Source organism: Citrobacter sp. UYEF32 (assembly GCF_040546205.1).
In the GTDB taxonomy this organism is placed as follows: Bacteria; Pseudomonadota; Gammaproteobacteria; order Enterobacterales; family Enterobacteriaceae; genus Phytobacter; species Phytobacter diazotrophicus.
Window position 1 is genome coordinate 400,293 of the sequence record NZ_JBEPNI010000006.1, and the last position, 22,754, is coordinate 423,046.

At 53.6% G+C, this 22,754-nt stretch carries 20 protein-coding genes, 1 pseudogene and 1 riboswitch; of the genes and pseudogenes, 8 read left to right on the plus strand and 13 right to left on the minus strand.

Annotated features, from left to right (window positions below; all coding sequences use genetic code 11):
* The first annotated feature begins 81 nt into the window (after positions 1-81).
* A riboswitch (Lysine riboswitch) is annotated at positions 82-277 on the plus strand.
* Between the two features lie 114 nt (positions 278-391).
* Positions 392-1,753 carry a lysine-sensitive aspartokinase 3 gene (gene lysC / locus ABIB59_RS19340; RefSeq protein WP_071194369.1) on the plus strand — a complete coding sequence of 454 codons (1,362 nt, stop codon included), beginning with the start codon at positions 392-394 and terminating at the stop codon, positions 1,751-1,753.
* A 90-nt stretch (positions 1,754-1,843) separates the two neighbouring features.
* Here the strand turns inward: lysC and ABIB59_RS19345 are convergent, their stop codons facing one another.
* From ABIB59_RS19345 to ABIB59_RS19355, 3 genes are read right to left on the minus strand one after another with little or no spacing between them, the layout of a single operon-like run.
* The gene (locus ABIB59_RS19345; RefSeq protein WP_354036627.1) at positions 1,844-2,635 is read right to left on the minus strand and encodes a nucleotidyltransferase domain-containing protein; all 792 of its coding nucleotides are present in this window, start codon (positions 2,633-2,635) and stop codon (positions 1,844-1,846) included.
* 5 nt (positions 2,636-2,640) lie between these two features.
* Positions 2,641-3,867: an RtcB family protein gene (locus ABIB59_RS19350; protein WP_071194371.1), complete on the minus strand. Its 1,227-nt coding sequence runs from the start codon at positions 3,865-3,867 to the stop codon at positions 2,641-2,643.
* Positions 3,868-3,871: 4 nt separating this feature from the next.
* A complete protein-coding gene (locus ABIB59_RS19355) occupies positions 3,872-4,996 on the minus strand; it encodes a slipin family protein (RefSeq protein ID WP_079498799.1) in 1,125 nt (374 codons plus the stop codon).
* Positions 4,997-5,455: 459 nt separating this feature from the next.
* On the opposite strand from ABIB59_RS19355, the gene rtcR reads away from it, so the two are divergent.
* The 3 genes from rtcR (at position 5,456) to ABIB59_RS19370 (ending at position 8,539) form a co-directional block, all read left to right on the plus strand.
* Positions 5,456-7,036, plus strand: coding sequence for an RNA repair transcriptional activator RtcR (gene rtcR, locus ABIB59_RS19360; RefSeq protein ID WP_079498801.1), 1,581 nt, complete (start codon positions 5,456-5,458; stop codon positions 7,034-7,036).
* A gap of 121 nt (positions 7,037-7,157) precedes the next feature.
* Entirely contained in the window at positions 7,158-8,099 is a 942-nt protein-coding gene (panS, locus tag ABIB59_RS19365; RefSeq protein WP_354036630.1) for a ketopantoate/pantoate/pantothenate transporter PanS, read from the plus strand.
* Between the two features lie 167 nt (positions 8,100-8,266).
* Positions 8,267-8,539 carry a YjbD family protein gene (locus ABIB59_RS19370; RefSeq protein WP_071194375.1) on the plus strand — a complete coding sequence of 91 codons (273 nt, stop codon included), beginning with the start codon at positions 8,267-8,269 and terminating at the stop codon, positions 8,537-8,539.
* Here ABIB59_RS19370 and rluF read toward each other — a convergent pair.
* The gene (gene rluF / locus ABIB59_RS19375) at positions 8,536-9,414 is read right to left on the minus strand and encodes a 23S rRNA pseudouridine(2604) synthase RluF (protein ID WP_039076775.1); all 879 of its coding nucleotides are present in this window, start codon (positions 9,412-9,414) and stop codon (positions 8,536-8,538) included. The two genes, ABIB59_RS19370 and rluF, sit on opposite strands and share 4 nt — an antisense overlap.
* 324 nt (positions 9,415-9,738) lie before the next feature.
* On the opposite strand from rluF, the pseudogene ABIB59_RS19380 reads away from it, so the two are divergent.
* Positions 9,739-9,970 (plus strand): annotated as a pseudogene (locus ABIB59_RS19380) (shikimate 5-dehydrogenase); the annotation flags it as partial.
* Between the two features lie 29 nt (positions 9,971-9,999).
* Here ABIB59_RS19380 and ABIB59_RS19385 read toward each other — a convergent pair.
* From ABIB59_RS19385 to ABIB59_RS19400, 4 genes are all read right to left on the minus strand, one after another.
* On the minus strand, positions 10,000-10,317 hold the full coding sequence (locus ABIB59_RS19385; protein ID WP_132441012.1) for a CcdB family protein: 318 nt from the start codon (positions 10,315-10,317) through the stop codon (positions 10,000-10,002).
* On the minus strand, positions 10,317-10,610 hold the full coding sequence (locus ABIB59_RS19390) for a type II toxin-antitoxin system CcdA family antitoxin (protein WP_079498807.1): 294 nt from the start codon (positions 10,608-10,610) through the stop codon (positions 10,317-10,319). The genes ABIB59_RS19385 and ABIB59_RS19390 overlap by 1 nt, the downstream gene beginning before the upstream one ends.
* Before the next feature lie 99 nt (positions 10,611-10,709).
* The gene (locus ABIB59_RS19395) at positions 10,710-12,341 is read right to left on the minus strand and encodes a Na/Pi cotransporter family protein (RefSeq protein WP_039076774.1); all 1,632 of its coding nucleotides are present in this window, start codon (positions 12,339-12,341) and stop codon (positions 10,710-10,712) included.
* A gap of 160 nt (positions 12,342-12,501) precedes the next feature.
* Entirely contained in the window at positions 12,502-12,948 is a 447-nt protein-coding gene (locus ABIB59_RS19400; protein WP_354036633.1) for a hypothetical protein, read from the minus strand.
* A 298-nt stretch (positions 12,949-13,246) separates the two neighbouring features.
* Between ABIB59_RS19400 and ABIB59_RS19405 the strand changes: the two genes are divergently transcribed.
* Positions 13,247-13,687, plus strand: coding sequence for a helix-turn-helix domain-containing protein (locus ABIB59_RS19405; protein ID WP_071194377.1), 441 nt, complete (start codon positions 13,247-13,249; stop codon positions 13,685-13,687).
* A gap of 77 nt (positions 13,688-13,764) precedes the next feature.
* On the opposite strand, the gene ABIB59_RS19410 is transcribed toward ABIB59_RS19405, so the two are convergent.
* The 3 genes from ABIB59_RS19410 to metH form a co-directional block, all read right to left on the minus strand.
* On the minus strand, positions 13,765-15,132 hold the full coding sequence (locus ABIB59_RS19410) for an L-serine ammonia-lyase (protein ID WP_039076771.1): 1,368 nt from the start codon (positions 15,130-15,132) through the stop codon (positions 13,765-13,767).
* A gap of 63 nt (positions 15,133-15,195) precedes the next feature.
* A complete protein-coding gene (locus ABIB59_RS19415; protein ID WP_039076770.1) occupies positions 15,196-16,479 on the minus strand; it encodes an HAAAP family serine/threonine permease in 1,284 nt (427 codons plus the stop codon).
* A gap of 523 nt (positions 16,480-17,002) precedes the next feature.
* Entirely contained in the window at positions 17,003-20,686 is a 3,684-nt protein-coding gene (gene metH / locus ABIB59_RS19420; protein ID WP_354036635.1) for a methionine synthase, read from the minus strand.
* A 193-nt stretch (positions 20,687-20,879) separates the two neighbouring features.
* Here metH and iclR point away from each other — a divergent pair, with 193 nt between their 5' ends.
* Positions 20,880-21,713 (plus strand): glyoxylate bypass operon transcriptional repressor IclR, encoded by an 834-nt coding sequence (gene iclR, locus ABIB59_RS19425; protein ID WP_039076768.1) that lies wholly within the window; start codon positions 20,880-20,882, stop codon positions 21,711-21,713.
* A complete protein-coding gene (locus ABIB59_RS19430) occupies positions 21,706-22,122 on the plus strand; it encodes an ASCH domain-containing protein (RefSeq protein ID WP_354036637.1) in 417 nt (138 codons plus the stop codon). The genes iclR and ABIB59_RS19430 overlap by 8 nt, the downstream gene beginning before the upstream one ends.
* Before the next feature lie 33 nt (positions 22,123-22,155).
* Here ABIB59_RS19430 and ABIB59_RS19435 read toward each other — a convergent pair whose 3' ends face one another.
* Both ABIB59_RS19435 and ABIB59_RS19440 read right to left on the minus strand, forming a co-directional pair.
* Positions 22,156-22,449, minus strand: a complete 294-nt coding sequence (locus tag ABIB59_RS19435; RefSeq protein ID WP_079498815.1) for a type II toxin-antitoxin system RelE/ParE family toxin — start codon at positions 22,447-22,449, stop codon at positions 22,156-22,158.
* Between the two features lie 15 nt (positions 22,450-22,464).
* A complete protein-coding gene (locus tag ABIB59_RS19440; protein ID WP_079498817.1) occupies positions 22,465-22,731 on the minus strand; it encodes a type II toxin-antitoxin system Phd/YefM family antitoxin in 267 nt (88 codons plus the stop codon).
* Positions 22,732-22,754: the final 23 nt, after the last annotated feature.

Below are 22,754 nucleotides of genomic sequence, written 5' to 3' on the forward strand. Positions count from 1 at the left end.
CTGCATGAAAAATCCGCATAATCGTAGCATTGACAGCGGTGCCGCTAGCCTTTATTTATTAGGGCGCTACCCGCGCGTGCGCGGGCCAGAAGAGGCGCGTTACCCAGGTACGGTGTTGGAAGAGCCAATCTAAAGAAAACACCTGAGGGGGAGTAACGCCGAGGTGGTGAAGTGCATGGCGGCATTCATCATCGGCTACAGGGGCTGAATCCCTTGAGTTGTCACCAGAAACGTTCGCAGTCGGGCGTTTCACAAGTGGTGGAGCACTTCTGGGTGTAATCGTAGTTGTCTTTTGCTCTGCGCCTACCCCTTTTCGCTCTTCCCTTGTGCCATGGCTGAATAATTTTGTCTGACGTCACACGCCAGGCTTCCCTGACACGAGGTTATAACAATGAGTCACTCCGTTTCCCCGCTCGTCGTCGCCAAATTCGGCGGTACCAGCGTGGCAAATTTTGATGCAATGAACCACAGTGCGGACGTGGTCCTTTCCGATGCGAGCGTACGTCTGGTCGTGCTTTCCGCCTCTGCCGGTATTACCAATTTGCTGGTCGCGCTTGCCGAAGGGCTTGAGGCTAGTGAGCGTTTCGTTAAGCTCGATGCGATTCGCAAAATTCAGTTCGATATTCTGGAGCGTCTGGCGAATCCAAACGTTATTCGCGAAGAGATCGAACGTCTGCTGGAAAATATCACTACTCTGGCAGAAGCCGCTTCGCTGGCGACCTCTAATGCATTGACCGATGAACTGGTCAGCCACGGCGAACTGATGTCCACCCTGTTGTTTGTTGAAATTCTGCGTGAACGCAATGTGCAGGCGCAGTGGTTTGACGTGCGTAAAGTGATGCGTACGAACGATCGCTTTGGCCGCGCCGAGCCCGATGTGGCAGCCCTGTCAGAACTGGCGACCCAGCAGCTTGCGCCGCGCCTGGCCGACACCATCGTTATTACGCAGGGCTTTATTGGCAGTGAAGCGAAAGGCCGTACCACCACGCTGGGACGTGGCGGCAGTGACTACACCGCCGCGCTGCTCGGCGAAGCGCTGCATGCGACCCGCGTTGATATCTGGACCGATGTCCCCGGCATTTACACCACCGACCCGCGCGTAGTGCCTGCCGCCAAACGCATTGACGAAATTGCCTTTGAAGAAGCGGCTGAGATGGCGACATTCGGCGCGAAAGTTCTGCACCCGGCAACCTTGCTGCCTGCCGTTCGTAGCGATATCCCGGTGTTTGTCGGCTCCAGCAAAGATCCCAAAGCCGGCGGTACACTGGTGTGCAACAAAACCAGTAACCCGCCGCTGTTCCGCGCGCTGGCGTTACGTCGCAGGCAGACATTGTTGACGCTACACAGCCTGAATATGCTGCACTCCCGTGGCTTCCTGGCGGAGGTGTTCGGCATTCTGGCGCGCCACAGCATTTCGGTTGACCTGATCACCACCTCGGAGGTGAGCGTGGCGCTGACGCTGGATACCACCGGGTCCACGTCAACCGGCGATACGTTGCTCACGCAGGGTCTGCTGACCGAGCTTTCGTCACTCTGTCGTGTGGAAGTGGAAGAGAACCTCGCGCTGATAGCGATAATTGGTAATGACCTGTCGAAAGCCTGCGGTGTTGGCAAAGAGGTCTTCGGCGTGCTGGACCCGTTCAATATCCGCATGATTTGCTACGGCGCGTCCAGCCACAACCTCTGTTTCCTGGTGCCGGGCGCCGAAGCTGAGCAGGTGGTGCAGAAGCTGCATCATAATTTGTTCGAGTAATCGCAGACGTTATTTCCCCGGTGGCGCTGCGCTTACCGGGGCTACAGATTGCGTCTACGCCGCATCCGGGGCAACCGTAATTTACCGGGCCTACATCTGCCCCATGACCGTCCGGTACAACATTGCGTCCAACGTCCTGACGTCGCCTTCCCGGCTCTCCGGTAACGCGGGGGGAATGGTTCCCCTTTCGATCTCGGCTGCGATAAACGCATGTAAACGTGGCAGACGCTGGCCGTATTCCGCTTCTCCTGCACGCTGCTTACGTGCCAGCAATTCAGCGATCTCCTGACGCAATGGCGCATCCAGCTCGCTTCCGGCCAGCAGTTCGGCAAAGCGCATTGGCGGCACACCTTTTCCCGCCTCTACCCAACGCACCGCCAGCAATGGGCGCAGCACATAAAAGTATTTCTTTAACCGCACCTCATCGCCCTGAAAATAGCTGTGAAAGTTTCGGCGGGCCATCGAGTAGTAATGCCAGCGCGCCCGCACGGCGGAAAACCATTTCGGCATCTCCGCCTTAAGCGCACAGACGGTGGCATCGTCTTGCTGATAGACCACCGGCGAATCCAGCCACTCGATCAGGGTTGGGTTTGCGCTTTTCAGTAAGCCTAAGGCTTTACGCCACTCCCAACCGCTCACGTCCAGCTCATCATCGATGGGCAGTTCGATCACGTCACGCGGCGCCTCTACGCGCAGATACCACTCCGGCGGATGCACATATAAAAAACGCACATCGTAGTCGCTGTCCGGCGAGGCAAAGCCCCAGCCACGGCTGCCGGATTCGCAGGCGTACAGCACTCTGACACCGTAACGCTGCTCCACCTCTTTTAATTGCTGCCGCACGCGTTCACGCATTGCGGCATCCACTCCGCTATAAGACATCTCATTTATCCTTTTACACAGACCACCTGACGCAAAGTGTGGACAATCTCCACCAGCGACGCCTGCGCCGCCATTACCGCGTCGATATCTTTATAAGCCATCGGGATTTCATCAATCACGTCGCTATCTTTACGACACTCAACGTGCGCAGTCGCCCGAATCTGGTCATCAACGGTAAAGCGCTTTTTCGCAGCCGTACGGCTCATCGTGCGCCCTGCGCCGTGGCTACAGGAGCAGAAACTCTCTTCATTTCCCAACCCACGCACGATAAAGCTTTTCGCCCCCATCGAACCGGGAATAATCCCCATCTGGCCCTTTTGCGCCGAGACCGCGCCTTTGCGCGTCACCAGCACCTCTTCGCCAAAATGGGTCTCTTTTTGCACGTAGTTATGGTGGCAATTCACCGCTTCCTGCTGGGTCATAAACGGTTTTGTCACGATGCGCGACAGCGCCGCCAGTACGCGCGACATCATCACTTCCCGGTTATGACGGGCAAAATCCTGCGCCCACGACACGGCTTCCATATAGTCGTCATAGTGTTTACTTCCCTCTTTGAAATAGGCCAGGTTTTTATCCGGCAGATTCGCAATATGCTGCTGCATATCCTGTTGGGCCAGCGTGATAAACAGCGTACCAATGGCGTTACCCACACCGCGCGAACCGCTATGTAACATCACCCACACGCGCTGCTGCTCATCCAGGCAGATTTCAATAAAATGGTTACCCGTCCCCAGTGTTCCCAGGTGCTGATAATTATTGGTTTTCAACAACTGCGGATAGTTATCCGTCAGACGTTTAAACCGCGCCGCCAGCATTGACCAGTGGTTATCCACTTCTTGCGGCGGCGTTTCCCATGCGCCTTTATCACGCCCGGAACGGGTACTGGTGCGTCCGTGCGGCACCGCCTGTTCGATTGCGCTGCGAAGCCCGCTCAGGTTATCGGGCAGATCGCTTGCCACCAGCGAGGTGCGTACGGCGATCATCCCACAACCAATATCCACGCCGACCGCCGCCGGAATGATGGCTCCTTTGGTTGGGATCACGCTGCCGATGGTAGAACCTTTACCGAGATGAACATCCGGCATCACCGCCAGATGCTGAAAAATAAACGGCATCTTCGCGGTGTTCTGCAACTGTTCGCGCGCCTCTGGCTCGACCGGGACCCCGTGCGTCCACATTTTTATCGGCGCACTGTTCTGCGCCGTCAGCAGTTGAAATTCGTTATGCTGCATTTGATTATCCTTTAATACTCACCAGTCCATTGAGGACGTTATCGAGGCCACCGAATACCGAGATTTTATCGATACGTTCAGCCACTCTTTCCAGCGTTTCCAGCTCTTTTAAGCGCAGGGCTACCGGGTTGTTTTCCATTACCTTCGCGGTATTCAGCAGTGAACGGGTCGCCGCCGTCTCCTCACGCCGACGAATCACATTCGCCTGCGCCGATTTTTCTGCTTCTATCAGTTTCGACAGAATCGTTTTCATATCGCCCGGTAGCACGATGTCACGCACGCCCAGCGAGGCGACATCCATACCAAAGGAAGCCATGCGGGTTTTCACCTGGGCACTGACCACCTCATCGATGATCTGCTTATCTTCCAGCAGTTCGTCCAGCGTACGGGTCCCTACCGCTTCACGCAGGGCAAACTGCAATTCACGATACAGGTGGTCCAGCGGTTTGGTTAACTGGCTGAACGCCTGTAATACATCGCTGTATTGCCAGTTCGCACCCAGGTTGATGCGCAGGTTCACTTTGTCTTTGGTCAGAATTTCCTGGCCGGACACTTCCATCAGTTGCAAGCGCGTATCGACAACGTCGGCATCAACCAGATGATTCACTTTCCAGTAAGCGCTTAATCCCGGCGGCAACAGAGGTTGTGTTACGCCATCGATTTTTAAGACACCGACGTGCCATGCCGCGACATTCACCGTCAGTATGGCATCCCGGCCTTTTACTGCTGCGCCGCTTCGCGGCTGCAACACGGCATTCATGATGCTCTCAGGTACGCGCACATCCCGGGTATCCAGCAATTCCACTCTCAGGCTGCCGTCCTGCCAGAACAGGCGGCGTGACGCTGGAGGGATAATTTCCACCAGGATACCGTTACGGTAGAGCGCGGCTACATCATGCCCGGCGGTATCGACGGCCAGGCAGTACGCGTCGACCCATTCAGGTCTGAAGCGGCGCAAATAATTCGCCAGATCTTCCGCTACATCGCTGCCATTGAGCTCAACGATCGTGACCTCTTGCTTACCAAACCAGGAAAGACGGTGCTCGCCTGCCTCAAGGATATGTGTGTAATCGCCCGCTTTCACCAGCAGGCCCAATTGTCCCTTACGGATCGTGATTTTCTTATTCATTTGTCATCCTTACATTTTCACGTACCGGCGCGAATGCAGGATCGGAGCCGGAGGGAAACAGACCCTCACTGCCAGCCTGTTTTGCCTGCGACCCGGAGCCCTTATCGGCGCCGGTTCATTGCCATCGTCAACCACCCGACGGCGCGTTTACGAACACAACCAGTGTTCACCGGAAAGGTGAGTTGGGAATCGAACCCTCATGGTGTCTCTCTGCTGACAGAACGCCCCGCGGATAACGTCTTACCGTTCCGGGTGCGCTGGCGGGGCATAATCCCCTGCGTGTTCAGCGTCGTGACGTATCAGGTATTGCCAGAAGTGTGCCAGGTGCTAAGAAATGAAAAATAAAAAATTTAATTTATTGATATTTAATGATTTTAAATTTTACGCACTTTGATCGCTTGCTGGTAACACCACGCGTTTTTTATATTTAGTTATCGTTGTTTATCTTTAAGGATAAAAATGCAAAAGCGCAGAGTGGTGATTGGCGTACTGGGAACGGTGTTGGATAAACGCGGCAAGCGATCACATCGTTTTCGCAAATGGCGACCAACCGTTGGGTTATGCCAGCAGCCGGATTTTCCGGTTGATCGACTGGAGCTGCTCCACCAGCCGCGCGACGAAGGCATGGCTCAACAACTGGCGGAAGATATCGCGCTCCTTTCACCGCAAACCACTGTGCGCCCTCATACGGTGAATATTCGCGATCCCTGGGATTTTGAAGAGGTCTACGCCGCGTTTCTGGATTTCGCCAGCCACTACGATTTCGATACGGAAAATGAAGAGTATCTGGTGCATATCACCACCGGCACGCACGTGGCGCAGATCTGCTGGTTTTTGCTGACGGAGGCCCGCTACCTGCCCGCCAGCCTGCTGCAAACCAGCCCGGCACCGAAAGGGGCTTCTGAGGAGGATGTTGCCTCCGGCGTTTACTCGGTTATCGATCTCGATTTAAGCCGCTATGCGACCTTAACCAGCCGCTTTCAACGCGAACAACAACAGTCGGTCTCGCTGCTGAAAGCCGGTATCGATACACGCAATACAACGTTTAATAAGCTCATCGATCAAATTGAACGGGTAGCCTTGCGCTCAACGGCCCCCATTCTTCTCACCGGGCCTACCGGCGCCGGTAAATCCTTTCTGGCAAAACGTATTTATCAGTTGCGCCAGTCGCGCCACCGCGTCGCGGGTAAACTTGTCGCCGTTAACTGCGCCACACTGCGCGGCGATAACGCCATGTCGACCTTGTTTGGTCATGTCAAAGGGGCCTTTACCGGCGCGCTAACGCCGCGAATGGGGCTGCTGCGCGAAGCCGACGGCGGTGTGCTGTTTCTGGATGAAATCGCTGAACTGGGTCTGGATGAGCAGGCCATGCTGCTGAAAGCCATTGAAGAAAAAACGTTCTTCCCCTTTGGCTCAGATAAAGAGGTTCACAGTGATTTCCAGCTTATCGCTGGAACGCACCGCGATATGCGCCAGTGGGTGATGGAAGGAAAATTCCGTGAAGATCTTTACGCGCGTATCAATATGTGGACTTTTGCTCTGCCGGGGCTTGCAGAACGGCGGGAAGATATCGCGCCGAATATTGAATTCGAACTCCAGCGCTTTAGCAGCGAAGCCCAGACGCACATCCGTTTCGACAAAGACGCACGCGAACGTTATCTGGCATTTGCCTGTTCCGGGCAGGCGCAGTGGCGCGGCAACTTTCGTGAGCTGAGTTCCTCGATTGCCCGTATGGCGACGCTGGCCGAACAGGGGCGCATTACCCTTTCTATCGCCGACGAAGAAATCAGCCGTTTGCAGCACGCCTGGCAGACGCCTTCCGCACTTCCCCCTTTAGCAGAGGAGGTCGATCTGTTTGATCAACGCCAGTTAGAAACCGTACTGGAGGTTTGTCGTCGTCACCACTCTCTTTCCGATGCCGGGCGCGAGTTGTTTGCCGTTTCGCGCCTGAAAAAAGCCAGGCCGAATGATGCTGACCGTCTGCGTAAATACCTCGCTCGCTTCGGTCTGAACTGGGAAAACGTCCGCCCGGCGACATGAATCCTCTTCACCTTAATTTGTTTGAATAAAATTTCCTCACGCGATAAACAATACCTATGGCCGGGCTCGAACCCGGCCTTTTTATAACGAAACACAACACAACGCGTTAAAGGAAAACACTATGCTCGCTGTACTCACCCGGCTGTTCCCGTTATGGGCGCTGCTGCTCTCTGTTATTGCCTGGTACACCCCCTCAACCTTTACCCCTGTAGGCCCGTGGGTCACTACGCTGCTGATGCTGATTATGTTCGGCATGGGCGTGCACCTGAAAATTGACGATTTCAAACGCGTGCTTTCCCGCCCGGCGCCAGTGGCGGCAGGTATTTTTCTGCACTATCTGGTGATGCCGCTGGCCGCCTGGCTGCTGGCGATGCTATTCAAGATGCCGCCGGCTCTCTCTGCCGGGATGGTACTGGTGGGTAGCGTAGCCAGCGGTACGGCATCTAACGTCATGATCTATCTGGCGAAGGGCGACGTAGCGCTTTCGGTGACGATATCGTCCGTCTCAACGCTGGTTGGCGTGGTGGCGACACCGCTGCTGACGCGTCTGTATGTTGATGCCCATATTCAGGTAGACGTCATGGGCATGCTGCTGAGCATTCTGCAGATTGTGGTGATTCCCATTGGCCTCGGTTTAGTGGTGCACCATCTCTTCTCACGCGTGGTGAAAGCCGTGGAGCCGTATCTTCCCGCGTTTTCGATGGTCTGTATTCTGGCGATCATCAGTGCCGTGGTGGCGGGTTCCGCCTCGTATATTGCTTCCGTGGGCATGGTGGTTATCGTCGCGGTGATTTTGCACAACAGTATCGGCCTGCTGGGTGGTTACTGGGGTGGGCGTCTGTTCGGTTTTGACGAATCCACCTGTCGCACACTGGCCATCGAAGTGGGAATGCAGAACTCTGGCCTGGCTGCCGCACTCGGTAAAATCTACTTCTCGCCGCTGGCTGCCCTGCCAGGTGCGCTGTTCTCGGTCTGGCACAACCTCTCCGGTTCGCTGCTGGCAGGTTACTGGTCCGGTAAGCCTATTTCAGATAAACCACGCGAAACAGCAAAAGAGAGCTGATAAGCCGTAGCCCGGTCGGCATGCGTCAGATCCGGGTTTCCCCGGCGGCGCTTCGCCTGCCGGGGCTACGCGTCAGTGCGATAGATGTTGTAACAAATGACAATTTACTGTGAGCACCCCACGCCTATGCCGTACACTGGTTCAACTTCCTGACCGAGGGCACCCACATGGCACTCCCCCGCATTACCCAAAAAGAGATGACCGAGCGCGAGCAGCGTGAACTGAAAACCTTGCTCGACCGCGCGCGCATTGCGCACGGGCGTGTATTGACCAACGCCGAAACCAACAGCATCAAAAAAGAGTACATCGATAAATTGATGGTTGAGCGTGAAGCAGAGGCAAAAAAAGCCCGCCAGATAAAGAAAAAGCAGGCTTACAAACCAGATGAAGCGGCCACCTTTTCCTGGTCGGCCAGTACGTCGACGCGCGGCAGGCGTTAACGCCCCTTCTTCTTGCGCCCCGGCTGGGTAAAGCGTTTACGCGAAGCCAGTTCCGCCGGGGTTTTCGCCATATTTTTCGCCCCACTGGCGGCGGGTTTCTTCGCGGTGGTCGTCGCCGTTTTCGGTTTGCTCTTTGCCTTTGGCTTCGCTTCGGACGATGAATTCTCGATAAGCTTAAACAGGGCAATCAGTTCATCATCGGTCAGATCGCGCCACTCCCCGAGCGGCAGGCCAGCCAGCCCCACATTCATAATCCGGGTACGTTCAAGCTTCGTGACTTCATAGCCAAAATGTTCACACATGCGGCGAATCTGGCGATTCAGCCCCTGAATCAGGGTGATACGAAAAACAAACGGCGCCTCTTTTTTGACTTTGCATTTTTTCGTCACGGTTCCCAGAATCGGTACGCCTGCTCCCATGCCACGAATAAACTCATCGGTCACGGGTTTGTCCACCGTCACCAGATACTCTTTTTCGTGGTCATTGCCGGCACGCAAAATCTTGTTCACCAGGTCGCCGTGGTTGGTGAGGAAAATCAGCCCCTGGGAATCTTTGTCGAGACGACCAATGGGGAAAACACGTTTGCTGTGGTTAACAAAATCAACAATGTTGTCTTTTTCACTGTCTTCAGTGGTACTGACAATGCCCACGGGTTTGTTTAACGCGATAAAGACCAGATCTTCGGCCTCTCGCGGCTCAATCAACTGACCGTTTACCTTTACGACGTCGCCAGGCTTAACCTGATCGCCAATGGTGGCACGTTTACCGTTGAGGAAAACATTGCCTTGTTCTATATAGCGATCGGCTTCGCGGCGCGAGCAAATTCCGCTTTCGCTGATGTATTTATTTAATCGGGTTGATGAGTCTGGCAGCATAAATTCTCCTGTAAAAGCGCAATATATCTTATCAGAAGGTTAAGGAAATCTGCGCTTTCTCGCATCCCGGCGCTAAATGTGATCCACAGCGTCTTTTTACACAAAAGTGACGTCTTACCACGCGTGCAACTTTCTGTGGCGAAAAATAGCAGAATCAACCACTTAGACACTACAGCATAGCTTGCAGACGTCAGCCACGCGCATAATCATTTGTGCAAGATATTCCCTCGTTCCATCCCTTTGAAATAGAACAAAATTCCTTTGAATATGCCCCTGCATGCGGTTATATCAAATCAAGGAACATCAATCGTGGTTTGCACAAATATGCAAGGGTCCAAAGAGAGTGAGGCCCTGCCCTTTAGCGAAGCGATGGTAAATCACGCCAGCGTGGTCTTTGAGGTGGTCGCCCTGCCGCCAGAAACCCCGGTGATTCGCCTGGCACAGCAGCGTGGCAAAACATCAGCGGCGCAGAAGTGACTGCGCAGCAGGCCGTGAACAGTTCGCGATGTACTCCGGCGTGCGCACGGACGCGGCGCTTATCGCCGAAGCGGGTTGATGGCACTGAAAAAGCACCAGGGAAGGAGCTCAATATCCATTGACAAGAAAATCAATGGCATCACGCAATACCGTTCTCGCGCTTGTCAAATCCGCAACACGTTCACCCAGGTCTTTGACCGATATGCCAGCCATCATATGCATCATGACGACATAAGGTTTGTCATTGATTTCCACGACGGGGCATATTTTCGCTGGTGGCGACATACCGGCAAGGAGAGTAAGCTCGATTGCTGGTGCAACAAGAGCGTGCTTAAGCACATTTGCAACGGGATGCTGGAGGTTAATCAAAAAAGGATAGACGCTTTTCCCGCTGCCCTTGTTTTCAAAAACGTGGAACTGCTCCATCAGAATGACCGTTGAAAATCGCTGAATGAACCATTTTCATCTACCCACTGATTAATGGCATCAATGGATTTCTGATTCTCACGCAGCCATTCATCACGTTTATTTTCACGAAATTTTTCAATTAGCGCCTCGGTTAACACCACTGACAGATTGAGGTTGAGCTCGCGCGCCTGGGTAAGAATGTCAGGCGACAGCGAAACATTCACTGATTTTTTTACGTTCGATGCACTGCGCATGAGAACCCCCATAGTAATGCGCATGAATTGTCTAAGATTAGCGTAGTGAACGAGCATTTTCTATTTCTCCATCCGTGGTTATCGAGTGCCTAACATAAAGTATTTTCCAGGACAGAGTCACGCTCCACACATCCATTGTGCGAAGCGTTTTCCACGTTAATACTCATCCCTTTCATCATCTTCATCCGGCTGCTCCAGCACGCTGTAAGCCACCGAACAGAACAACGAGTTAAGGCGTTTCATATCGCCCAACAGCCCCAGATGTAGCGAACTGGTCTCTATACTCTGCACGTTCTGCTGATGCAACCTGTCAACATGGGCATGGGAGTAGCGACGGTTGAGGATACGAAAGCGATGTTTGCTGCGACGCAGGCGGCGTGCGCTGGTGACATCGGCAGAGAAAAAGACCGACATCGCCAGTTTCAAATTGCTGACCAACTGTTCGTGTAACGTATCAAGCTCTTTCAGCCCTTCACCGGAAAAAGCCCGCCGCGCCGCCAGTGATTTATCGGCGATTTCACTGCCCATGCGCTCCACAATGTCAGAGGCCTGCTCAAGGTTAAGAGACATCTCGATAATCTCAGCCCAGCGCCGTGACTCCTCTTCCGCCAGTTCTTCTTTTGGCATACGTGCGAGGTAGAGTTTGATAGCGGTATACAGCACATTAATGTCATCGGCGAGCTTACGCAGGTCTTTTTCTTCCCTCGGCGCACCGTGCATCACTTTATGCAACCCTTCGAGCATCAGCTCCATCGCGTCGCCCATCCGTAATGTTTCGCGGGCCGCGTTCGCCAGAGCAAGCGTTGGCGTATCCAGCGCTGAACTGTCGAGATGTTTTGGTTTGAGACGCGCATCCAGCTCTGGCTCATCGCGAATCAAACGTTCACAGAAGGTCGCCATCACGCCCACAAAAGGCACCATTGCCAGGCAGCGAATCAGGTTGTAGAAGACGTGGAAGTAGATGACCAGCTCCGCTTTCGGCAGCGGCAGCTTGCCCATCACATCGGCCAGTAAGTGCACAAAGGGCAGGATCACCAGGCTCCCCACCAGCTTAAACAGCAAGCTGCCCAGCGCCACGCGGCGTGCTGCGGCGTTGGCGGCACTGTTGTTAAGCATCGCCAACAGGCCGGAACCGAGGTTGGCGCCAATCACCAGGCAGAGCGCCACCGGAAAGGAGATGATCCCCGCCGTGGTCAGCGTGGCGGTCAGTAACACAGCCGCCAGACTGGAATAGCTGATGATAGCGAACACCGCGCCAATCAGCGCATCCAGCATGATATCGCCCGTCAGCGACGCGAAGATCACCTGCACGCCATCGGCCTGGGTAATAGGGGTTACCGCCTGAACAATCAGCTCAAGCGCCAGTAAAATCAGCCCAAGGCCAATACTGACACGCCCCAATTGGCCTTCGCGCGTTTGCTTACGCCCCAGGAAGAAAATCACGCCGATGAAGATCAGCAACGGTGATAACCAAGAGAGATCGAAGGTGAGAACACGCGCCATCAGCGCGGTCCCCACGTCGGCCCCCAGCACGATCACCAGCGCTGGCGCGAGCGCCACGAGGTCCTGGGCAACAAACGACGTCACCAGCATGGTGGTGGCGTTACTGCTTTGCACCAGTGCGGTCACGCCAATCCCTGCGCTAAAAGCGAGGGACTTCTTTTCAATACTGCGACTCAGTACCGTGCGCAGTCGCGCGCCGAAAACGCGCATCACACCGGTACGTACGATATGCGTGCCCCACACTAACAGGGCAACAGAAGAGAGTAAGTGAAGCAAAATTAACACGTATTCTGGTTCTCCTTATCGTTGTCGATTCCTTTCGGTTTATCCTCGACCCGGTTTTACCCTGTATGTCGGGGAAAACGCTGTCAAACAGGTCAGAGCAAGCCTCATTGAATCTAAGTATAAAGTCTTACGCGCCATAAAGAGACAGACGAACTCAACATTACGTTAACAATCCCCGTCTTCTCAGCCACAGCAGCGAACCGATCTTGAGCGTTTCGGAAAGGACAAATAAAAAAAGGCCAACGAAGACGTTATCGATTCGCATAACCTGGAGGAGCAACGGAAAAAGTGCGACCGAGCAGGTGAGCGATAAAATACGCATCACTTCCTGCAACCCAATGAGCAGGAAACGTATTTTCTTTTTCACGAGAAAGGCGTATGCCGAAAAACAGAACGATAACAATAACCCTGAATGGATAAAAAAGAGGGATTGCAGAAAAATACGGTCAGCACCCCGGACTTCCATTAACGCTAGCTGAGCGTAAAAAAGCTGGATATCGGACCAGACCGGTACGTGACCCATCTTTAGGGAATAGAAAAGGTAGCTCCCGATAGCCAGCAGATCCATCGCGCCCCAGAATGTAAATATTTTATCTTTGTAACTCATGCCATTACCGCTTCCCTGTTATGCATAACGCTTTTTATCAGTATAAAGGCAAAGGCGTAATAAAGAGATAAAGAAAACGGAGTAAACTGCATTATCCATCCAGGATGGAATAATAAAATGGACAACTGCGGTAACTTTCTTATTCAGCGGCTTGTCTTTAATTATCGTTTCTTCTGTAGAAACTTTGTTAAAGAAAAAACAATGTTGTTACTCTCGCAAAAGAGAAATTATCCGCTTTATTTATAATTTAATATGCTAAATAATCTGCCATGATTTATTACGCAGTAGGGGAATTAAGATGCGTTTCAGTACTATGTCCGACAGTGAAATTATTTCTGAACTGTGCCGCAGAATTAAAGAAACGCGTATGCAGCTCGGGCTATCGCAGATTGAGCTGGCCGAGCGTGCACAAGTCGGCGCTGCAACCATTAAACGCGTTGAATTAGGCGAGTCCGTTACCCTGAGTACGCTGATTGGTATTCTGCGCGGTCTGGATCGTCTGCATCAACTGGAGTCGGTGTTATTCGATTCGCACATTCGCACCTTTAACGCGCAAATCAATGCCGCGACCCCTTCCCGTATCCGTATCCGGAAAAAAGCGCATCAGCCAAAAGAAAAATTTGCCGCCGCAGCGCAGACCAATGAAGCGAACGCCACCATTAACGAATGGTATACCTCATCGGCATCTCACAGTGTGGTGTGGTCTTTCCTGCCGCCCGACACAGAGAAAAAAGGTTAGCCCGGATAGCGCTGACGCTTATCCGGGCTATCAATTATAGCCCCGGTTAGCACAGCGCCACCGGGGAGAGAAAGGACTCAGGATTCACATACCGCGACTTTAATCGCCAGACCGCCTCGTGCGGTTTCACGGTATTTGGCGTTCATGTCTTTGCCCGTCTCAAACATCGTTTCGATGACTTTATCCAGTGAGACCTTCGGATCGCTGGTGCGGTACATCGCCATGCTGGCCGAGTTAATCGCCTTCACGGCCGCAATCGCGTTACGCTCAATACACGGCACCTGAACCTGACCAGCCACCGGATCGCAGGTCAGCCCAAGGTTATGCTCCATGCCGATTTCCGCCGCGATGCACACTTTCTCCGGGCTACCGCCCAGCAGTTCCGCCAGCCCGGCAGAAGCCATAGAACAGGCGACCCCCACTTCACCCTGGCAGCCGACTTCCGCCCCGGAAATCGACGCATTCATCTTATACAGAATGCCAATCGCGCCCGCCGTCAGGTAGTAGCGCATATAGATTTCCGGCGTCACCGCTTTGATAAAGCGATCATAATAGGCCAGTACTGCCGGGATGATACCGCAGGCACCGTTGGTCGGCGCGGTAACCACTCGCCCGCCCGCCGCGTTCTCTTCGCCGACGGCCATGGCGAACATATTGACCCAGTCCATTGCGCTTAACGGCGTAATAGACTGGCTTTGCGGCGCCAGTACGCGATGCAGCGCAGAGGCCCGACGCGGTACTTTCAACGGGCCAGGCAAAATGCCTTCCGTGTTCATACCACGGTTGATGGCGTTTCTCATGGTCTCCCAGATTTTCGCCATATTTTGCTCAACGTTCTCCCTGCCGTGGCGAGCGATCTCATTTTTCATCATCACCGCAGAAATCGACAGGCAGTTGTCGTGGCAATGTGCCAGCAGGTTGCGGGCAGAATAGAACGGGAACGGAATATCGACATCCGCGTCCTGATTCTTACCAAAGTTTTCTTCCGTGACGATAAAACCGCCACCGATCGAATAATAGGTCTGAAAGTGGACAATTTTGCCATCGCAAAACGCCGTAATGCTCATGCCGTTTTCATGCAGCGGCAGAAACTCATTGTGAAAACGCATGCATTCCGCCACCGGGAACTCAATTTCCCGCTGACCTTCTTCAATAAACAGACGATGCATGGTGTTTACATCGCGAATAATTCCGGGAATGGCATCGATATCGACGGTATCCGGTAAATAGCCGGACAACCCAAGAATGATCGCGATATCGGTGTGGTGGCCTTTACCTGTTAATGACAGGGAACCGTACACATCCACCACCAGACGAGTCACTTTATGCAGCAGGCCTTTTTCCTGCAGGGTATCAACAAAATGTTTTCCTGCTTTCATCGGCCCAACAGTGTGTGAGCTGGACGGCCCGATGCTGATTTTGAAAATATCGAAAACGCTAATCATGTGGCACCCATGCGGTTACAAAGCAAAACGGATGCGCCACCTGTAACAGGCGGCGCTGAAAACTTAGCTGAACAGAGAGAAGAAGATGGCGGAGATGGCAATCAGACCCATCAGCACCACAAACGCATTGCTGATGTGACCGCTGTACTTGCGCATAGCCGGTACCTTGTTGATGGCATACATCGGCATCAGGAACAGAATCATCGCGATAACCGGGCCACCCAGCGTTTCAATCATGCCCAGGATGCTCGGGTTCAGGGTCGCAACAATCCAGGTCGTCACCAGCATAAACAGCGCGGTGATTTTGTTCAGTTTGTTGATTTCGATGGATTTACCTTTGCCGCGCAGAGACTTAATCACCATGCCGTTGAAACCTTCACGCGCACCGAGGTAGTGGCCGAGGAAAGATTTGGTAATGGCGATCATGGCGATAATCGGCGCCATCCAGGCAATCACCGGCGCGTTAAAGTGGTTCGCCAGATAGGAGAGAATAGAGATGTTTTGTGCTTTCGCTTCCGCCAGGTTTTCCGGGGAGAGGCTCAGTACACAACTGAACACAAAGAACATCACGGTCAGCACCATCATGATATGTGCAAAGCCCAGAATACGGGAACATTTGCGCTCGGCATCCTGGCCGTACTCTTCACGTTTAGCGACCGCGAAAGAGGAGATAATCGGCGAGTGGTTGAATGAGAAAACCATTACCGGAATAGCCAGCCACAGCGTCATCCACAGACCGTGACCACCTGGCGCAGCGCTGCTCAGGGAAAGTGTATCGAGGACCGCACCGTTCCATTGTGGGATCAAATACAGCGCCAGCATCATCAGCGCGGCAACGAACGGGAACACCAGCACGCTCATCGCTTTAACAATCATTTTTTCGCCAAAACGGACAATACCCATCATGCCGATAATCAGAATCAGCGACAAAATGGCGCGCGGCGGAGACACCAGACCAAGCTGGTGAGTAATAAAGCTGTCGACCGTGTTAGTAATTGCAACACTATAAACCAGCAGAATTGGATAAATAGCGAAGAAATAAAGCAGCGTAATGAGTTTACCGGCGCCGATACCAAAATGTTCTTCAACCACTTCGGTAATATCTTCACCCGGATTTTTACCCGACAGAACGAAACGGGTTAAACCACGGTGGGCGAAAAAGGTCATCGGGAATGCGAGAATTGCCATGATGATTAACGGAATTAAACCACCAACCCCGGCGTTAATCGGCAGGAAAAGGACCCCTGCGCCAATCGCAGTACCGTACAGGCCCAGCATCCAGACGGTATCACTTTTTCTCCAGCCGCTGCTTTCGCGAGCGACGAGGGTATTTTGAACGGTTTCCATAATATGGCCTCAGTAATATAGATTAGAGCCATTTTTATTTGGCTCTGATTCAGGTAATAAAAGCGCTGTGTTTATTTGGCTATTTTATTAAATGCAACTATGCTGAGTTACTAACAGCGATCACATAACCTGATTTATTGAGGGACTTTTAAAGTATCAAAAATAACACCGGGGTTTTAATATATTTTTAAGGTATCATTTTTAATACGTTATTAATTACGGTGCGGATTAACACTTTATATAGTTATATATACTAAGGCTGCTAATGACAATTATAATTGTCATACGATTAATAAAAATATTTACCCTGCTGTTATCTAAAGATATTGAGTAATGAAAAACGGGCCTGCAGGATAGTTCCGGGAATGAAAGAACGTTCAGAACCAGGCCCGGTTGGCGTCATCGGCGCAGAGCGTTGAACGCGGACAGCGCGCAAAAACCGGAACGTACACGGAGTACGTGAGGATTTTGAGCACTGCCCAGGTTCAAACAGGCAAGCAAGATAGCCTCATTCGCCTGATGTTTAGTCCGCGTCATAGCCCAGATTCGGCGCCAGCCAGCGTTCCACTTCCGCCACGCTCATTCCCTTACGCAATGCGTAGTCCGCCACCTGGTCGCGCTGAATCTGCGCCACGGCGAAATACTTGCTGTCAGGGTGGCTAAAGTACCAGCCGGAGACCGAGGCGCCCGGCCACATGGCGAAGGACTCCGTCAGTTTCATACCGGTGTGGGTTTCCACATCCAGTAGCTGCCAGATCGTGCCTTTTTCCGTATGCTCCGGGCAGGCCGGATATCCCGGCGCCGGGCGGATCCCCTGATAATTTTCGCGGATCAGCTCTTCGTTACTGAGGTTCTCGTTGGCCGCATAGCCCCAATAGACCTTACGTACGCGCTCATGCAGATATTCGGCGAAGGCTTCCGCCAGACGGTCTGCCACGGCTTTTATCATGATTTTGTTGTAATCATCATGCTGCGCGTCGTACGCCTCTGCCAGCGCGTCTTCCTCAAGACCACCGGTAACGGCAAACGCGCCGATGTAATCTTCTTTGCCGCTCAACTTCGGCGCGACAAAATCGGCCAGACAGTAGTTAGCGAAACCCACTTTCTCGGTTTGCTGACGCAGATGACGGCTTACCGCGAGCACCTGAGTGCGGGTTTCATCGCGATAGATCTCAACATCGTCGCCTACGCGGTTCGCCGGGAACAAACCCACCACACCACGTGGGTTCAGGCTCTTCTCACGGCTTAACATATCCAGCATATCGTTGGCGTCCTGGAACAGGCGCTTAGCCTCTTCCCCGACGATTTCATCTTCGAGAATGCGCGGATACTTGCCAGCCAGCGACCAGGTCATAAAGAACGGCGTCCAGTCGATGTAATTACGCAGGGTTTCGATGCTGGCTTCCACTTCCTGTACGCCCAGGCGATGGGCCACCGGCGGGGTGTAGCTCTCCCAGTCGAAGGCCAGATCGTTTTCACGGGCGGCCTCCAGCGTCACGGGTGGTGTACGTGGCTTCTTACGGCCATGCTGAATACGCACGGTTTCGTACTCTTTACGGGTGCGGGCCACAAACTCATCGCGCTGGCTATCAGACAGCAGCGAGGCCACCACACCTACGGTGCGCGAGGCGTTTTGCACATAGACCGTCGGGCCGCTGTAGTTCTGCTCGATTTTCACCGCTGTATGCGCTTTTGAGGTGGTCGCGCCGCCAATCAGCAGCGGGATCGTGAAGCCCTGGCGCTCCATTTCTTTCGCTACGTTGACCATTTCATCCAGCGACGGAGTGATAAGGCCAGACAGGCCAATCAGGTCGGCGTTCACTTCACGGGCAGTTTTGAGAATTTTGTCCGTCGGCACCATCACGCCAAGATCGACGATTTCGTAGTTGTTACACTGCAATACCACGCCGACAATATTTTTGCCGATGTCGTGGACGTCACCTTTCACGGTGGCGATGACCATTTTGCCGTTGCTGGAGCCCTTCTCTTTGCTGGCTTCGATAAACGGCTCAAGGTAGGCCACCGCCTGTTTCATAACACGGGCGGATTTCACCACCTGCGGCAGGAACATTTTGCCTTCGCCGAACAGGTCGCCGACCACGTTCATGCCATCCATCAGCGGCCCTTCAATCACCTCAATCGGGCGAGCGGCCTGCTGGCGGGCCTCTTCGGTGTCCTGTTCGATAAACTCGGTAATACCTTTAACCAGCGAATATTCCAGACGCTTTTTCACGTCCCAGCTCCGCCATTCCGCCTGCTGGGCATTGGCGGTATCGTCGGTTTTGCTGCCACGGTATTTTTCTGCCAGATCCAGCAAGCGTTCTGTGCTGTCATCGCGGCGGTTCAGAATCACATCTTCCACCGCATCACGCAGTTCTGCCGGCAGGTCGTCGTAAATCGCCAGTTGCCCGGCGTTGACGATCCCCATATCCATGCCATTACGGATAGCGTAATAGAGGAAGACCGCGTGGATCGCCTCACGTACCGGGTCATTACCGCGAAACGAGAACGAGACGTTGGAGACGCCGCCAGAGATCAGCGCATGGGGCAGTTCGCGTTTGATGTCTTCGCAGGCGCCGATAAAGTCCTGCGCATAGTTGTTGTGCTCTTCGATCCCGGTGGCAACCGCAAAGATATTCGGGTCAAAAATAATGTCTTCCGGCGGGAAGCCCACCTCTTTGGTCAGGATGTTGTACGCCCGGCGGCAAATTTCGATTTTGCGCTCGCGGGTATCCGCCTGGCCTACTTCATCAAAGGCCATCACCACCACGGCGGCACCGTAACGGCGTACCTTTTTCGCATGATGGATAAACGCGTCAACGCCCTCTTTCATTGAGATGGAGTTAACGATGCCTTTACCCTGAATGCATTTCAGCCCTTTCTCGATCACCTCCCATTTTGAGGAGTCGATCATAATCGGTACGCGGGCGATGTCCGGTTCACCGGCAATCAGGTTGAGGAAACGCACCATCGCCGCTTCGGCGTCGAGCATCCCCTCATCCATATTGATATCGATGATTTGCGCGCCGCTTTCCACCTGCTGACGCGCCACGTCCAGCGCTTCGTTGTACTTCTCTTCTTTGATCAGGCGTTTGAATTTCGCCGAACCGGTGACATTGGTGCGTTCACCCACGTTCACAAACAGGCTGTCATCGCCAATATTCAGCGGCTCCAGGCCCGCCAGACGGCAGGCGACGGGAATGTCCGGCAGTTTGCGCGGTGGCAGACCGGCGACGGCATCGCTCATCGCTTTAATGTGTTCCGGCGTGGTGCCGCAACACCCGCCGACCACGTTCAGGAAGCCGGATTCTGCCCATTCGCGAATTTGTGCCGCCATGGTGTCGGCGTCGAGATCGTATTCGCCAAAGGCGTTTGGCAACCCGGCGTTCGGGTGCGCGGTCACGTAGCATTCGGCAATGCGCGAGAGTTCCTGCACATACTGGCGCAATTCATCTGGCCCCAGTGCGCAGTTCAGGCCGAAGGTGAGCGCATCGGCGTGGCGCAATGAGTTATAGAAGGCTTCTGTAGTTTGCCCGGAAAGCGTACGCCCGGAAGCATCGGTAATGGTGCCAGAAATCATGATCGGCAGATCGACGCCCAGCGCCTCCAGCTCTTCTTTCACCGCGAAAATGGCGGCTTTGGCGTTCAGGGTGTCGAACACCGTTTCGATCAGGATCAGGTCGCTACCCCCTTCCACCAGCGCTTTGGTCGACTCGCGATAGGCGGTCACCAGTTGGTCGAAAGTGATATTACGAAACGCGGGATCGTTAACGTCCGGCGAGATAGAGGCTGTGCGGTTGGTTGGGCCAAGAACACCGGCAACATAACGCGGTTTTTCCGGCGTGCGGGCAGTCCATTCATCGGCACACGCGCGGGCGAGTTTGGCCGCCGCAAAGTTGATCTCCGCCGACAGGGATTCCATCTGGTAATCCGCCATCGCGATAGTGGTGGAGTTAAAGGTGTTGGTCTCAATGATATCCGCACCCGCTTCAAAATAGGCGGAATGGATAGCGGCAATCACCTCTGGCTTTGTAATCACCAGCAGATCATTGTTACCCTTGAGGTCGCAGGGCCAGTCGGCGAATCGCTCGCCGCGGAAATCCTGCTCACTGAGACGCTGATTCTGGATCATGGTGCCCATGCCCCCGTCCAGAACCAAAATTCGTTCTTTTAACTGCTGCTGCAGTTGCTCAACTTTGCTGCTCACACGTGCTCCCGACAACGCTCAACCAGGCCAAAAGGCCAGCAGGACATACTGGCACAAACTGACAGAGCGGAAAAGGCGCACAGGGGGAACATGAGAGATGTTCATTTGAACTCATCCGATCAGTCCGCGTCAGAGTTGCATTATAATTAAATAAAACGAAAATGATTTCCACGATACAGAAAAGGAGTCAGCCATGGTCGCCACTGTTCCCGCTAAACGCGGCAGAAAACCCGCCGCCCCCGCCGCTCAGGCTACCGGGCAAGTCCAGTCTCTGACGCGTGGACTCAAACTGCTTGAGTCAATTGCCGAATCCCATGGTAGCGTTGCGCTCACCGAGCTGGCGCAACAGGCCGGCCTGCCCAATTCCACAACCCACCGTCTGCTCACCACCATGCAACAGCTTGGCTTTGTGCGCCAGGTCGGTGAATTAGGCCACTGGTCCGTTGGCGCCCACGCGTTTATCGTCGGCAGCAGCTTTTTGCAAAGCCGCAACCTGATGGCGATTGTCCATCCGATCCTGCGCAAGCTGATGGAAGATTCCGGCGAGACGGTCAACCTTGCGGTACTCGACCAGAGCGACCATCAGGCCATAATTATAGACCAGGTACAGTGTACCCAACTGATGCGCATGTCCGCGCCGATTGGCGGGAAGCTGCCGATGCACGCTTCCGGCGCGGGTAAGGCGTTCCTCGCCTATTTGAATGATGACCAGGTCTCCGGCCTGCTGCATCGCAAAGGGCTGCATGCCTATACCCATGCCACGCTGGTATCACCAGTGCACCTGAAAGAGGATCTGGCCCAGACGCGTAAGCGCGGTTACTCCTTTGATGACGAAGAACATGCGCTTGGCCTGCGCTGCGTCGCTGCCTGCATTTATGATGAACATGGTGTGCCGTTTGCCGCGATCTCTATTTCCGGCCCCATTTCCCGTATCACCGATGACCGGGTGACTGAGCTGGGCGCGCTGGCGATCAAAGGGGCCAAAGAGGTGACGGTCGCCTGGGGTGGGATGCGTCAAAATGGCTGACCTCAAATCATATTGGCAGGATAAATACCCTTCGGCTTTCTGCTGGTCGTTCGGCGATTCACCGGAACTGGCCGACGAACTGGCAGCCCTGGTCATCGCGGGGAAAAAGCGCGGTACCTGCGGCTCACTTGCCAGCTACAGGCAAGAACAACCCTCCGTCACGCCAGGGGCCTATCACATTGTGCTGGACGGCCAGGGCAAAGCCGCATGCGTGATACGCACTCTGACGCTCAGGCTGATCCGGTTTAATGAAATGAGTCCGGAACTCGCCGCGCTGGAAGGCGAAGGTGATTTGAGCCTGGCTTACTGGCAATCGGCGCATCAGGCGTTCTTTGAACGTGAAGGCACCTGGACGCCGGATATGGAGCTGATCTTTGAGGAGTTTGCCGTCGTTGAAAGGGCGAATTGAAAGCGGCCCGTAACCTGTTTAACGACCTGAGATTTAGAGAGAGTTCTGCGGATCCTGCTTTTCATGCAGCACTGCCAAAACGATAATCCCTGTTGAGACTTCACGGTAATAAATAATGTGGCTTTCGACAGGGAAACTACGCACTCCCGGAAAGAGATCGTTGCTGCGGTCACGACTTGGGGAAGGATGTTTATCCAGAATATTCGTCATTGTAACGCGCAATACAGAAGCATATGTCTGCGCGACTTTCCTACCCCACCGATGTGTAGAATAAACACCAATCGCGTGAATATGCTCTTTCGCCTTTGTCGTAAACCTGACGCTCATCCCTTCGCTATGCCCTTAAATATCTTTGGTTTTATCTGTTTCCAACGGGCCGAACACCTCCTCAACGCTATGCAATTCACCGGCATCCGCCTGAGCCATTGATTCAGCAAGAACAGCTTTCAGTCTTTGTAACTTCAATTGCGTATATTGATCATATTCCTCAGGAGAAATGACCACTGCCACTCGTTTACCGTGCTTACTGATTTCCACAGGTTCACTCTGGGCCTTCATCAGCAAATCCCCAAATTGATTCTTTGCTTGTTGCGCAGGCATGACGTACATACATCCTCCTTTTTAGCCAAAAT

Bases quoted from the DNA above. Each gene is read 5' to 3' on its own strand.
- lysC (WP_071194369.1), top strand. From the start codon at position 392: ATGAGTCACTCCGTTTCCCCGCTCGTCGTCGCCAAATTCGGCGGTACC.
- ABIB59_RS19345 (WP_354036627.1), bottom strand. From the start codon at position 2,635: ATGTCTTATAGCGGAGTGGATGCCGCAATGCGTGAACGCGTGCGGCAG.
- ABIB59_RS19350 (WP_071194371.1), bottom strand. From the start codon at position 3,867: ATGCAGCATAACGAATTTCAACTGCTGACGGCGCAGAACAGTGCGCCG.
- ABIB59_RS19355 (WP_079498799.1), bottom strand. From the start codon at position 4,996: ATGAATAAGAAAATCACGATCCGTAAGGGACAATTGGGCCTGCTGGTG.
- rtcR (WP_079498801.1), top strand. From the start codon at position 5,456: ATGCAAAAGCGCAGAGTGGTGATTGGCGTACTGGGAACGGTGTTGGAT.
- panS (WP_354036630.1), top strand. From the start codon at position 7,158: ATGCTCGCTGTACTCACCCGGCTGTTCCCGTTATGGGCGCTGCTGCTC.
- ABIB59_RS19370 (WP_071194375.1), top strand. From the start codon at position 8,267: ATGGCACTCCCCCGCATTACCCAAAAAGAGATGACCGAGCGCGAGCAG.
- rluF (WP_039076775.1), bottom strand. From the start codon at position 9,414: ATGCTGCCAGACTCATCAACCCGATTAAATAAATACATCAGCGAAAGC.
- ABIB59_RS19385 (WP_132441012.1), bottom strand. From the start codon at position 10,317: ATGGAGCAGTTCCACGTTTTTGAAAACAAGGGCAGCGGGAAAAGCGTC.
- ABIB59_RS19390 (WP_079498807.1), bottom strand. From the start codon at position 10,610: ATGCTCGTTCACTACGCTAATCTTAGACAATTCATGCGCATTACTATG.
- ABIB59_RS19400 (WP_354036633.1), bottom strand. From the start codon at position 12,948: ATGAGTTACAAAGATAAAATATTTACATTCTGGGGCGCGATGGATCTG.
- ABIB59_RS19405 (WP_071194377.1), top strand. From the start codon at position 13,247: ATGCGTTTCAGTACTATGTCCGACAGTGAAATTATTTCTGAACTGTGC.
- ABIB59_RS19410 (WP_039076771.1), bottom strand. From the start codon at position 15,132: ATGATTAGCGTTTTCGATATTTTCAAAATCAGCATCGGGCCGTCCAGC.
- ABIB59_RS19415 (WP_039076770.1), bottom strand. From the start codon at position 16,479: ATGGAAACCGTTCAAAATACCCTCGTCGCTCGCGAAAGCAGCGGCTGG.
- iclR (WP_039076768.1), top strand. From the start codon at position 20,880: ATGGTCGCCACTGTTCCCGCTAAACGCGGCAGAAAACCCGCCGCCCCC.
- ABIB59_RS19430 (WP_354036637.1), top strand. From the start codon at position 21,706: ATGGCTGACCTCAAATCATATTGGCAGGATAAATACCCTTCGGCTTTC.
- ABIB59_RS19435 (WP_079498815.1), bottom strand. From the start codon at position 22,449: ATGAGCGTCAGGTTTACGACAAAGGCGAAAGAGCATATTCACGCGATT.
- ABIB59_RS19440 (WP_079498817.1), bottom strand. From the start codon at position 22,731: ATGTACGTCATGCCTGCGCAACAAGCAAAGAATCAATTTGGGGATTTG.